Raw genomic sequence first — 13,097 nt, forward strand, 5'->3', positions numbered from 1 at the left:
GAAATAAGAAATTTTGGAAGTATAAATTGTATGAAACTATTTTTATTATATGTTTATATATTATCATGCAATTCGTAATGTTTAAATATGTCAGACAATTAATATTAATATGAACAGGTACAATACATTTTTTTCTGCTGGCCTTGCTATAGTGGTGCTGACATACCTGTTTATTTTCCTTCTTCCTGGCAATAGCCTTTCAAAATATTTTCAATCCGGATACTATTACGGCATAATACCAAGAATATTTCCTATATTTTTAATATTCGGTGATGTATTTGTTGTTGCCGGACTTCTATTCCCTCTCAGAAATTTCAATAAACATAAAGATTATCTTGTGACAGCAGCGGCAATTTTCATAGTTGCAGGAGTTTTATTTGCCCTGGTGCTTCATGTATCTCCCCTGGACGGAAGCCAGGATAATGGGCTTAAAGCGGGATACCTGATTGTTGAAGGTGTTATACTCCTATTTTTCACTTTGATTATATCATATTATATTTCTGCAGATTCACCTGGCAGTGATAATCTACTGGCATAGGGTGGAGTAGAAAAAAAGATAAAAATAATAGGTGATAATATATACACAATAATGGATATTAACCGTGAATTGAAATCATTTGAACGGTTCATGATTACCGAAAGAAAAAGCTACTATACAATAAAGGAATATAAATTCCTTATATCCGGTTTCCTCTCATATTGCAATAAAGACCTTTCTTCAATTGATTTTGACGATGTAGAAAATTACAAGAATTTTATTGTAACCGAGAAGCAATATTCAAAAGCTTCACAGTATTTAGCAATGAAAGCGTTGAGATTGTATTATAAATTTAAAAATAAAAATACACCCCCAAATCTTATCCCTCCCAGGCGATCGCAAAAAATGCCTGTTTACCTGAATCAGAAAGATGCGGGGGTGCTCATAAACGGAGCCAAATCCATCCGGGATATAGCCGTAATATCAGTATTCCTGTATACGGGTATCAGGGTAAGCGAATTAACAAATTTGCAGATAGGCGATGTAGATTTTGATGAGAATATCATTTATATTCATGCAGGAAAGGGCGATAAAGACAGAATTGTAGTTATGCCGGACATTTGCCGTGAGCATATAAAATCGTATATGAAAGAACGCATCAGGATAAAATCCAGCAACAATTACCTGTTTATATCAAATAAAAAAACAAAATTTGATACAAGTACAGTTGAAAGAATGGTGAAAAGGGTGGCAAAGAACGCAGGGATAACAAAGAATGTTACACCCCATGTATTAAGGCACACATTTGCAACTTCCATATTGCGCAATGGCGGCGATATAAGATTTATCCAGCAAATACTGGGGCATTCAAGCCTTGCAACCACGCAGATTTATACCCATATAGATGATAATACATTAAAAGAAATGTATTCCAGGCATATGCCAAAATATTAATTTTCTCTTTTTATAAGGTATTCCAGAAGGAAATCAAGCATTTTTATTACTTCCTTATCCCCATCAATTTTTTCAAGTGCAGATCTTGCTATATTATTGTATTCATCTATTTTCTGTTTTGTGTAATCATATGAACCTGTTGATTTTATGAGTTCCCGGAGCCTGTTAAAATCAGAATCGCTTACATCCCCGCATTTAAGGCAGCTTTCTATGAACTCTCTGTCCTCTTTCCCTGAGTTCTCATAAGCTTTTATAATTAACAGGGTTTTTTTGCCTTCGTTAACATCACCTTTAACCGGCTTTCCTGTTTTCTCTTCTACCCCAAATATGCCCAGCATATCATCGTAAAGCTGGAAGGCTATTCCCGCATATTTTCCAAAATCCTTTATTTCCTGGATATATTTTTTATTCCCTGAAAGATAAGCACCCATTAGCAGTGGCCCCTGCACCGTATACCGTGCAGTTTTAAGGAAATGCAACTTTGTAAGCCTCTCCTCGCTATATAAATTCTCTATTGAAGAATATATATCCAGTATCTGCCCCTTTCCAGTATCCTCTATTATCCTGGAAAATTCAAAATCGGCATCCAGCAAATTTTCAAGTTCGAAACCGGAACGTAAAAGTGCTTCATGGGAAAATGTGTCAATAAGGTCGCCGGCGCTGATAGCAAGGTTTTCCGCAATTCTTGTAGCATCATTTCCATCCAGGCTTCCTTCTACTGCCTTATGGAAGCTTGGCTTTCCCCTGCGCATATCGCTCTGATCCATTATGTCATCATGTATAAGAAGGAAGGATTGGGCCAGTTCTATGGAAATTGAAGCCTTGATTATTCTTTCATCCTGCCCGGAGAACATATTATATCCCATGATCATTAATATTGGCCTCAAACGCTTCCCGCCATTCAATGTGAAATCGCGCAATTTGATTATTATATCTTTTATTCTGGTATCATCACACTCATTTAATTTAAAATTAAAATATGCCTCAAGCTGCGCATTGATTTTATCCTTAAGCCCATCGAGGGTTTTTTTATAATTATCTTCTATATTACTCACTTTAGAAGGTAATAGGTTAAATTATTATTAACTTTTTTCATGATTCTCTGGACTTAATGTTAATATATAAAATATAAATACCATATACTATGGCTGGAAATTATGTATATAATAAAGATGATGAAGCTGATGACTATAATGAGCGGGGAATATCGTACTTTAATGTTACGCAGTATCCCGATGCAGTTAAGGAATTTACAAAGGCAATTAACCTGATTAAAACCGATCCTGATTATTATATAAACAGGGCACTTGCTTACTATTCCATGCACATGTATAATGAAGCTATAAAAGATTGCAAGAGTGCAATAGCACTTAGTGCTGACAGGGGAGATTACCACAACACCCTCGGGTCTATTTATGATGATATGAACAGGTTCGATGATGCACTGGGAGAATTTGATGCTGCAATAAAAATAGAAGATGATGTGCCTGATTACTATTATAACAGGGGCAATGTTTACTGGAGAAAGGGGGATAAAGACCTGGCACTTGAGGATTATAACAAGGCTGTTTATTTAAACAGCGCAGACCCGGTGTTTCTGTATAAAAGGTCCCAGATATACACGGAAATGGAGAAATACGAAGACGCGCTTGGGGACCTGGAGGATTGCATTAAACTGGCAAGGAATCCTGAATATTACAAGGATGAGGCAAATATATACATTAAAATGGGAGACAAAGCAAAGGCGCTACAGGCAGTGGACAATGCGTTAAAAAACTCTCCAGAAAACCTTTCTTTGAAGGAATTAAAATCCAGAATTGAGAAAATGTAATAATTTCTTTATGAAGAAGGAAAATAAAAATTTTATATAAAATTATTTTAGGTATTTTCCATTAAATAAATTTAATAATGCGATGCCCATATTAATATATGAAGGCAATGAGTTCGCAAAACCAGGCATAGAAAACGTAAAGATCGTGGATAAAGATCTCTCAGGAGAAGGCATAAAGGTAAAAATAGTAAAGGCAGGGTTAAATCCACTGGATTACAATCTTATAGCTGGAAACATTGTATATAATGTAAACCCTATGCCCCATATTCCGGGTTCAGAGGTAATGGGAATTGCCATGGAAGATGGAAAACGTATACGCAAAGGGGATCGTGTAATAGTATATAACCGGATTTTTGACAATGGCTGTGATATGTGCTACTCTGGAAATGAACATTTATGCTACAATGGTGGGATATGGGGTGTTATTACCAACGGTGGCTATGCTGATTATATAAAAATAGGTGAGCAAAATCTTTTCAGGGTTCCAGAGTCTATTGATGACAACACGGCTGTCAGCATCGGCATCGGGGCATTGACATCCTACAGATCGCTGAAACGTGCCAGGGCAGGGATAAACGATAAGATACTGGTATATGGTGCGGGAAATACAGGCATATTTACTGTGCAGATAGCACGCCAGATGGGTATGGATGTTTATGTATACTCCAGAAACAGGGAACTTGAAAGCCTTGGCATTAAGGTGCTGGATTCTGTCCCTGACGACTTCAAAGCTGATATTATTGTTAACCCGCTTGGAGGAAAACTTTTCGGAGATTCAATAAAGCATTTGAAGAGAAGAGGGAAAATAGTAACTTACGGGGTTTTAACCGGAAGAAACGCAGACCTTGACATAGCAAACGTTTACACCAATGAACTGGAAATAATAGGGTCAACCGGCGGGACAAGAAAAGATTTAACAGAACTTCTGCAGATACTGGAAAAAAGCAATTTTCGCCTGCCCGTATATAAGGAATACAGTTTATGGGATATAAAAGACGCACTGCATGCATTTAAGGATAGGGTAAATGGGAGAATAGTTTTTAATTTATAAAGATTTTAACTTTTTTATACTTTCATTAATGCCATTTTTAAATATGTATGAAGCGGATACCAGTATATCTGCTCCAGCCTCTACGGCCAGTTTTCCCGTTTCATTATTTATTCCACCATCTATTTCTATTCTGGTACTGTAATTATTTTCATCAATAAACTCTCTCAGTGCTTTAACCTTCTCAAGTGATTTTTCTATAAATTTCTGGCCTGAAAATCCTGGAAACACAGACATTACCAGAACAATTTCACTACCCGGGATTAACTTATAAATTTTTTTTACATCTGTGTCGGGGTTTATGACAATGCCGTACCTTATATTCTCGTCCTGAAACTTTTTTATTAAATTAATGACCTCAATAGGCGTTTCATAATGTATTAAAAGAACATCCGCTCCAGCATTTATGAACGATTTATAATAGCGGTCCGGGCGTTCTATCATAAGATGGCAATCAAGCCTGAGATTCGTGCCCTTTCTTATTGCAGCAACAAGGTCAGGCCCCATAGTTATATTATCTACAAAATGGCCATCCATAATGTCAAGATGAAAAGACCCTGCACCAGCATCCTGGCATTCCTTAATCTGGGTTCCAAGTTCCAGAAGGTTACTGGATATTATTGATGGAGAAATTTCCATGTTATTCACAACATAGAATTATATGGTATGATTTATTCTTTTTTATTCTGCCACCTGCTACTATTTTTAAACAGGAAATCTACCAACCTGTGTTGTGGGCAGGGTGTTCAGAACTTATTAATTTTTGAAGTGGTTATATTCAATTGTCATACTGGTAAGCCATGCAAATTGTCCGGTATCTTTAGATGTAATGGATCTGGTTATTCTTCCAAACTCTGCTACTGATCCAGTGCTTTTTAATTGTTCCGGAAAATCTATTCTGTATTGGATTTATAGGTTAATATCATGTTTATTGCTTCTCTTCCGGCGGATATAGTATCGCCCATTCATTTTATCACTCAAAATTGTAGATTTTCCGTTATAATGTCGTAAATATTAAAAGGATGGTTAAAATAGGCTCTGGTGAATACCGGGCTTAAAGGCATGAACAGGATTGAAATGCGTTACCTTGCAAAGCTGCTTCCCGTATTTTTAAGATTCAGCTCAGATCGTAAGAAATCTAAAAAGCAGGAAGAATATGATTATAAAATAGAAAACCATGGCCGTGCTGCAGTAAATGCATTTATAGAACTTGGCCCTACATTTATAAAACTGGGGCAGGTACTCTCTGCAAGGCCGGATCTTTTGCCTAAGGAATACTTAAAAGCATTTTCAGACCTCCAGGATAAGGTTCCTCCGGACAATTTTGTTTATGCTAAACAGATTATAGAGGAAAATGTTGGGAAAATGGAAACTGTTTTTGAAAGTTTCGATGAAAATGCCATATCCGGGGCATCACTGGGGCAGGTATACCGTGCAAAATATAAGGGAAGGGATGCAGCTGTAAAAGTTAACAGGCACAATATAGACAATGTCTTAAAAAGGGATCTTATTATAATAAAGAAACTGCTTAATATGTTCAAGCGTTTCATTGATAATTACCTTTACATAAGCATATCTAACGTGCTCTCAGATTTTTCTGCCAGAATATACGATGAAACAAATTACCTTGTAGAGGCAGAGAATATAAAGCGTATAGGGAATAATATAAAGAAATATGATATTATAATTCCTGAAGTTCTATTTGCGTCCCGGCAGGTTATAATACTTACATATATTGGTGGCATCAAAGTTACTGACACAAAAAAACTGAAGGAGAAGGGAATAGACCTGCCAAAACTGGCCCATAATCTTGACCTCACATTTATCCGGATGTTATTGAGAAATGATATTTTCCATGCCGACCCCCATCCAGGAAATATAGCCATTTCTGATGAGGGAAAAATAATACTCTATGATTTCGGCATGGTTGGAAAGCTGGATGATGATACAAGGTTCAAGCTTTTAAAACTATACGATGGCCTCATAAATAAGGATCCGGATACCATAATGGACTCACTTTTGCAATTAAACGCACTATCTCCCGCTGCAAACAGGGGCATAATAAGGAAAGGGATAGAACTCTCAATAGCTAACCTGTCAGGTGCAAATGTTAATGAAATGGATATCAGGGAATTGCTTGAAATTGCAAACAATGTTATATTCGAATTTCCGTTCCACCTTCCAAGGGAACTTGTACTCTATATGCGGATGTCATCACTTCTGGAGGGAATATGCAAAACACTTGACCCGAATTTCAAGTTTGTGCTTGTATTGCGTGATATACTTTACAATGAAGGAATGCTTCAGGAATTATATCTTAAAGAAATGAACGAATTCGCCCAGAAGTCAATAATATCAATAGAAAAGGGGCTTGATGTACTGCCACTGCTCAAACGGGCGCTTGAGGAGAGAAATGGCGAAACAAATGAAAACAAAAAACTTCCATCAACTGTATTTCTTTCTGCAATTCTTATTGCCATGGTATTATTTTCAAGGATTCATCCCGTAATATCATATATTGTTATAATAATAGATATTATTCTTTTTGCATATATTATAAAAAAATAATTATTCTATTTTAACGGTTTTGACATTTTTTACAGGTATTTTTAATGATAAAACGCCATCGTTGTATTTTGCTGAAAAGTCCTGTTCAGTATCTACTTCCATTGGAAGAGACATCCTTTTGAATACTTTTTCCGGCCTCTGGTTCTCAAATACTGTGCCTTCAGGCTTTATTTCCCTGTCTGCCCTGATGACTATAGCATTCTTTTCCAGTGTTACCTTTATATCGTCTCTAGCGAAACCAGGAAGGTCCGCCTCTATTCCTATATATCCGTTATCTTCATACATGGTTACTGGCGGATACATAAATGTCATTATTTCCTTGGCCCTGTTGTTTATATTCTTCATAAACTCATCTGAGTAATATTTTAACGGTCTGTACATATTTCAAATATAAATTAAGAGTACTAAAAGTTTATGTTAGCCAAATTCATTCAATTAATGTTATCTATATAATTTTAAGAAATAATGTTTTTGAATAGTTCTATAAAGCATCACACAAATATTTATATATATTCATACGTTTAATTTATAATGAAACATGAATATATAGTATTCATATCTTTCATAGTGGTTATTATGTTTATAATAATGGCATTTTCAGGAATAACATCACAGCAAAATTCCCAGAATAATGATATTAGCACACCCGATATATTGCCATTGTACGGGGAGGTTGTAAATAAATGGTCTTTGTCTGGAAAAGTATGTGCACCGCCCAAAGCAAGTATAGGGAGTACAGTTACATTAAAAATTGATGTTACATCCTTTTCAGAATCATCAGGTGCAGGCCCTACAATAATGTATTTTGTTATTAATGGAAATAATGCCCATACTGTTGATGTATCGGGCACAGGAGTATATACATACAACTGGAATGTTGGATTAAACTATGGAAATATAAATTTCCATGCAAAGTACCTTTCAGGTTCTGAATTCGAGGAATATTACCCTGCACATTCACATTTAAGGCCAATGGTATTCTTCAGGAATGCATATTCAACATTCGGCGATTCCACTATACACGTAAAGAAATATTTAGATGTAACAGGCTATGATGGGAATAATACAATATATTTAAGCACGGGCTCTGGCAGTTTCTATAAAATTTATAATATGAAAATCGTTGGGAGAACAAATGATACGTATACAAAATCATCGGATTTATGCTCATCAAATGATAGCATTATAGAGGCAATAACATCATACGGTGATTCATGTGACGGTTCTTATTTACAGATTAATCTTAATCTTACATCACTAAGCGAGGGAAATTATTATATGCCTCCTAATGGAGAGTATTCCGGTTTGCGGGATGAATATATTGATATAAATACAAATGCACCATCTGATATAGCATCTGGAATTCAAAACAATATACAAACTTCATACAATAATGGTTTTAATATTGCAACAAATACAAATAATAAGGGAACTGAAATAGATCAGGATGTATGTTCATTAATACTTGATGGCATATCGCTTATACCGGTTGCAGGATATGCTGCTACTGCAATAAGTGCTGCAAGTACAACAGCAAATTTAATAAGTACAATATCATCTGCAAACAATCCTGCAGGAACCAGCGATAACAATATAGCCGGAATATCCTGTAATCTCCATGGAGTATGCCATCAGTTAGCCTTTCAATATTCATTTTCCCTCAATTTCCTGATTTCCCTTGCACGTTTTTTTATGTGGCTGATGATCTCGCTAAGTGGTGTCCCAGGACCGAAATTTCCGGTTATGCCCATTTTTTCAAGGGCTGGCTTGTCCTCATCAGGGATTATTCCGCCCCCAACCACCGCTATATCATTTACACCACGCTTTTTCAAGCTCTCCATAACATTCCTGAAGGCTGTCATGTGGGCACCATTTAACAGGCTCAATGCAATTACATCTACATCTTCATTAATTGCGGTATCAACTACCTCTTCCGGCGTTGGCAATAATCCAGCATATATGACATCCATCCCTGCATCCCTGAATGCTTTGGCAAGGACAAATATACCCCTATCATGCCCATCTATAGCAGGTTTAGCCAGCAGAATCTTTATTGGCGCTTCAGTATATTTTCGGTTCTTTCCATTCTCCAAATATATCCCTCCCGATATTTGATATTTCTTCAAGTGTGCAGTAGTTCCGTACGCAATCCATGATATATGGCATTAGATTTACGCTTTCATCTTCCATGGCATTTTTCAGTTTTTCAAGGGATTCTGCAACCTTTGATTCATCCCTTTTTGATTTTATATTCTTAAGGCTATTGATCTGCCCGTTTTCAGCTATATCTGTAATTTTTAATGTGTTTATTGGCTTTTCATCCTTATCAACGTACCTGTTCACGCCAACTATTATGTCATCTTCATTTTCAATTTTCAACTGTTTTTTATATGACGTGTCTGCTATTTCCTTCTGTATGTATCCCGATTTGACAGCATCGAGTATGCCGCCCATTTTTTCTATCTCGGAGAAATATTTGTATGCTTCTATCTCCATCTCACAGGTTAGCCTTTCAAGATAATATGAACCACCAAGCGGGTCAATTACATCTGCTATTCCCGTTTCCTCTGCAATTATTTGCTGTGTTCTCAGGGCAACTTTTACAGCATTGTCTGTAGGCAAAGCCCATGCCTCGTCATAGGAATTTGTATGCAGACTCTGTGTTCCACCAAGTACTGCAGCCATTGCCTCTATTGTTGTCCTCACTATATTGTTAAGCGGTTGTTGCCAGGTAAGTGTATAGCCGGATGTCTGTGTATGGAATTTCAATTCCATGCTTCTGGGATTTTTTGCATGGTATTTTTCTTTCAATACTGTTGCCCAGATTCTTCTTGCTGCCCTGAATTTTGCTATTTCCTCAAAGAAATTTATCGATGAATTAAAGAAAAATGACATTCTCGGTGCAAAATCATCGACGTTCAGTCCAGCATTCATTCCCATCTCTATGTAATAAAATCCATCGGCTAGGGTGAACGCAAGTTCCTGGACAGCACTGGACCCTGCTTCCCGTATATGGTATCCGGAGACACTGATGTAATTCCATTTAGGTACATGCTCTGTTGAATATGTAAGCATATCCCTTATGAGCCTTAAATGGGCTTCCGGTGGATACATCCACTCTTTCTGGGCTATGTACTCCTTCAATATATCTGCCTGTACAGTTCCGGCTATCTTCTCCAGCGGAATGCCTTTTTCCTCTGCAAGGACGAAGTACATGGCAGTAAGTATAGCTGCAGGGGCATTGATGGTCATTGATGTGCTGACCTTGCTGAGGTCTATGCCGTCAAAAATTCGTTCCATGTCATGCAGTGAAGATACATTTACACCGCATTTTCCCACCTCACCTTCAGCTCTCTTATTATCACAATCAAATCCATAAAGCGTTGGCATATCAAAGGCAATGCTGAGCCCTGTTTCTCCATTTTCTATAAGGTATTTCAATCGTTTGTTTGTATCGTCCGGTGTTCCGAAGCCTGAAAACATTCTCATTGTCCAGTTCCTTCCACGGTACATATTGGGATATACGCCTCTTGTAAAGGGATATTCGCCGGGGTTTCCAAGGATACTGTCAATATTGTCCGGGAGGTCGCCACGTGTATATAGCTCCTTTACCGGCATTGATGATGAATTTGTCCTGCTTTTATCCTTATACCCCGTTTTTTTATTCCATGGTTCCAGTATAGTCTTTTTCCACTCTTCATAGTTTTTATCTTCCTTAAAAGATCCTTTTATTTCTTTAATTTTGAGGTCCCAGAAATTTTCCATAATAGCTTAATGGCTAAAAGCATTAATATTTTTCTTATGGGATTTATCCCTGCCATTTTAAATATTTTGCTGGATAATTACAGGAAATGTTCTGACATTTTATCTACCATATTTGTTATATACCCATTTAAGCCCGAATCAGTGATAAACATACTATCCTCTTCTCTGTCAACGGTCCATGGAACTACAAAATATCCATCCTCCTGTATTTCTTTAAATTTTTTCATATATTCTTTTTTATATTCCGGCAAGAATAATGAAACGCCCATTGATCTCAAATCCTTGCAATCTATTTTTCCAATGTATTTTTCAGAATGCTGATCATAATCAAAACCCAGCATGATAGTCCTGCTGAGCTCACCTGCCCTCCTCAAGGCATAAGGATCGAATGATATAATGCACACATGGTCTTCCATGCCCATGGATTCAACAACCTGCAGCGTATACTTAGTTAATTCATTTTTTACAAGGTAGCCATCATCATGCACAGTTTTAAGCTCAACGAGAAAATATTTGTCCCTGAACAATTTAAACAGATCACGCAGTTTTGGTATATTGTGCCCTCTTACCATAATTTTATCAATTTCAGCGGATTCAATGTTTTCTATATCCTTATCAATTGAGGCAAGCCTGTTAAGGTTAAAATCATGAATAACATATACCTCATTGTCCCTGCTAAGGTGGACGTCAAGTTCCACAATATTTGTATATTTGAAAGCGTTTTCAAATGATTCTATGGTATTCTCAACATATTCGGAAGGCAAACCTCTATGGCCCACAACCACAAAATTTGATTTAATGTAATCTCTTATATTCATGGCGTGTAATATAACCCCAGCTTAAAATAATTTCCAATGTAAAGTTATAAAAATAAAATTTAGAAATCGAACTTTTTAATTATTTTTTCGTTATAATAACTTGGATATGTATATTTTCTGAGCAATGGATAGTAAGTAAGATTAAATTTTCTAAGAATTTCACGTACTTCCTTGGATGAATACGTTACATTAAACTCCTCTTCTATATATTCTTGAATTTCATGGACTGTGCATACCTTTTTATTTTCTACACAATTCTTCAAGGCTATCATCTGGTTTTCATGTAATTTTGAAGGCCGACCCATGTATGTCCTGACCAAAACTCTCTTTTCTTTTCCATTTTCAACTGATATCACAGTTTCTAATTGATTCTGTCCCATACTTTCACCCTACATTTCCATCATACGTATAACGTATAAATACGTTATTATTATGTGAAAATTAATCAAAAAAAAACGAAAACATATATATTTTGTCTGATTTCATTATTTTAACATTTATATTCAATATTATAACATGAAACTATTAGTATCTATATTTTTAAATCGAAAAGTAACATTAAATATATAAAAGATGAACTTTTAATTCACACTTCGATTTAGTCCTATTTCCTCAGGATATTTGAGAATAATATTCATCAATATAATTCAATAAACGGTAGAAAAGCATAATAGATATTAAATGGCCAACATAATATTTTGTGATACAGCATACATAGCTACAGGATACCGGCATCGGGCAAAAATTCTATTTCCAAATGAATAAACTATAAATTTTAGATATTTATATTTTTTAGATATAAACAAATCAAAATAAACAATTAAAAGTGTTGCAAATTTTAAATAACACATCTTATATAATTCTATTAAATTACTCATAATGAAATTTGCAGTACCCGGATTTGATGTTGTTTCAGATTTTTATGGTTCTATCAGCGGGGTTAAATTAACTGTTCCTGGAAGCCAGTGGTTCATTATTCCTGCTATTATATCATATCTTAATTCACGGGGAGTTAAAACTTATTTTGAAACATTGCCTGAAGTATTTATAAGAAAACGGGCTAATGGTGCTCCTATATCTATAGGTAATCTCATAATTGAGGATAAGCCTGAAATTATATGCCAGAGCAACAGGCTGATACATGACATGAAAGCAATGGAGAGAAAGGAGGCATTTGAGGATACCCTCTGTGTCGCCTATACGGGCAAGAAGAAGCAGGTGAGCATATCTGAACTTAAAAATCTACGATTTGCTATTCCGAATCCCAGAACCAGTTCTACCGGAATTGCATTTAAAAATTATTATGAGGAAAAGTGTGGTTATTATGGGGAACTGAAGGAAAATACAGCAATCTGTGACGTTCCTAACAGGGAGATTCCAAAAAAACTCATAAATGGAGATGTTGACTATGGAATAATGTTAAAAAGTGAAGCGATCCACTGGAAATTCCGGCATTATTTTCCGGATGTTGTAAAGGAAAAATTTTCATGGCTTCTCCTGGAAAATGCCAGTCCCGCTGCAATAGAGGTTTTTCACACAATAGAATCAGGGACTTTCAATGAATATTATGCCAGATATGATTATACCACAGCTGACCGTGCAAAATCACCTGTATAGTTTTTCAGTAAAAATATT

15 protein-coding genes are annotated in these 13,097 nt (G+C 36.0%); 6 read left to right on the forward strand and 9 right to left on the reverse strand.

Going from position 1 to position 13,097, the window contains the following annotated elements:
• Positions 1-109 precede the first annotated feature (109 nt).
• Both FACI_RS06385 and xerA read left to right on the forward strand, forming a co-directional pair.
• Positions 110-538, forward strand: a complete 429-nt coding sequence (locus FACI_RS06385; RefSeq protein ID WP_009887312.1) for a hypothetical protein — start codon at positions 110-112, stop codon at positions 536-538.
• Between the two features lie 51 nt (positions 539-589).
• Positions 590-1,432, forward strand: coding sequence for a site-specific tyrosine recombinase/integron integrase (gene xerA, locus FACI_RS06390; RefSeq protein ID WP_009887313.1), 843 nt, complete (start codon positions 590-592; stop codon positions 1,430-1,432).
• On the opposite strand, the gene FACI_RS06395 is transcribed toward xerA, so the two are convergent.
• Positions 1,429-2,487, reverse strand: coding sequence for a polyprenyl synthetase family protein (locus FACI_RS06395; protein ID WP_009887314.1), 1,059 nt, complete (start codon positions 2,485-2,487; stop codon positions 1,429-1,431). The two genes, xerA and FACI_RS06395, sit on opposite strands and share 4 nt — an antisense overlap.
• 89 nt (positions 2,488-2,576) lie before the next feature.
• Here FACI_RS06395 and FACI_RS06400 point away from each other — a divergent pair, with 89 nt between their 5' ends.
• Together FACI_RS06400 and FACI_RS06405 are read left to right on the forward strand one after the other, a co-directional pair.
• Complete coding sequence (locus FACI_RS06400; protein WP_009887315.1) at positions 2,577-3,263, forward strand: tetratricopeptide repeat protein; 687 nt, start codon at positions 2,577-2,579, stop codon at positions 3,261-3,263.
• An 82-nt stretch (positions 3,264-3,345) separates the two neighbouring features.
• Positions 3,346-4,314, forward strand: coding sequence for an alcohol dehydrogenase catalytic domain-containing protein (locus FACI_RS06405; protein ID WP_009887316.1), 969 nt, complete (start codon positions 3,346-3,348; stop codon positions 4,312-4,314).
• On the opposite strand, the gene rpe is transcribed toward FACI_RS06405, so the two are convergent.
• Positions 4,309-4,950, reverse strand: coding sequence for a ribulose-phosphate 3-epimerase (rpe, locus tag FACI_RS06410; protein WP_009887317.1), 642 nt, complete (start codon positions 4,948-4,950; stop codon positions 4,309-4,311). The two genes, FACI_RS06405 and rpe, sit on opposite strands and share 6 nt — an antisense overlap.
• A gap of 402 nt (positions 4,951-5,352) precedes the next feature.
• On the opposite strand from rpe, the gene FACI_RS06415 reads away from it, so the two are divergent.
• Positions 5,353-6,879, forward strand: coding sequence for an ABC1 kinase family protein (locus tag FACI_RS06415; RefSeq protein ID WP_009887318.1), 1,527 nt, complete (start codon positions 5,353-5,355; stop codon positions 6,877-6,879).
• On the opposite strand, the gene hsp14 is transcribed toward FACI_RS06415, so the two are convergent.
• From hsp14 to FACI_RS06440, 7 genes are all read right to left on the reverse strand, one after another.
• The gene (hsp14, locus tag FACI_RS06420) at positions 6,880-7,260 is read right to left on the reverse strand and encodes an archaeal heat shock protein Hsp14 (protein ID WP_009887319.1); all 381 of its coding nucleotides are present in this window, start codon (positions 7,258-7,260) and stop codon (positions 6,880-6,882) included. It lies immediately after the preceding gene.
• Positions 7,261-7,400: 140 nt separating this feature from the next.
• On the reverse strand, positions 7,401-7,748 hold the full coding sequence (locus FACI_RS10000; protein ID WP_084593853.1) for a hypothetical protein: 348 nt from the start codon (positions 7,746-7,748) through the stop codon (positions 7,401-7,403).
• Positions 7,749-8,321: 573 nt separating this feature from the next.
• A complete protein-coding gene (locus FACI_RS10280; protein ID WP_187288943.1) occupies positions 8,322-8,471 on the reverse strand; it encodes a hypothetical protein in 150 nt (49 codons plus the stop codon).
• A gap of 51 nt (positions 8,472-8,522) precedes the next feature.
• On the reverse strand, positions 8,523-9,005 hold the full coding sequence (locus FACI_RS10005; RefSeq protein WP_394325011.1) for a cobalamin B12-binding domain-containing protein: 483 nt from the start codon (positions 9,003-9,005) through the stop codon (positions 8,523-8,525).
• On the reverse strand, positions 8,941-10,644 hold the full coding sequence (locus tag FACI_RS06430) for an acyl-CoA mutase large subunit family protein (protein WP_009887322.1): 1,704 nt from the start codon (positions 10,642-10,644) through the stop codon (positions 8,941-8,943). Before FACI_RS06430 ends, FACI_RS10005 begins: the two co-directional genes overlap by 65 nt.
• 77 nt (positions 10,645-10,721) lie before the next feature.
• Positions 10,722-11,462, reverse strand: a complete 741-nt coding sequence (locus FACI_RS06435; RefSeq protein ID WP_009887323.1) for a glycerophosphodiester phosphodiesterase — start codon at positions 11,460-11,462, stop codon at positions 10,722-10,724.
• 59 nt (positions 11,463-11,521) lie between these two features.
• Positions 11,522-11,842 (reverse strand): winged helix-turn-helix domain-containing protein, encoded by a 321-nt coding sequence (locus FACI_RS06440; RefSeq protein WP_009887324.1) that lies wholly within the window; start codon positions 11,840-11,842, stop codon positions 11,522-11,524.
• Positions 11,843-12,341: 499 nt separating this feature from the next.
• Between FACI_RS06440 and FACI_RS06445 the strand changes: the two genes are divergently transcribed.
• On the forward strand, positions 12,342-13,079 hold the full coding sequence (locus FACI_RS06445; RefSeq protein WP_009887325.1) for a type 2 periplasmic-binding domain-containing protein: 738 nt from the start codon (positions 12,342-12,344) through the stop codon (positions 13,077-13,079).
• Positions 13,080-13,097 lie beyond the last annotated feature (18 nt).

The organism is Ferroplasma acidarmanus Fer1, from assembly GCF_000152265.2.
In the GTDB taxonomy this organism is placed as follows: Archaea; Thermoplasmatota; Thermoplasmata; order Thermoplasmatales; family Thermoplasmataceae; genus Ferroplasma; species Ferroplasma acidiphilum.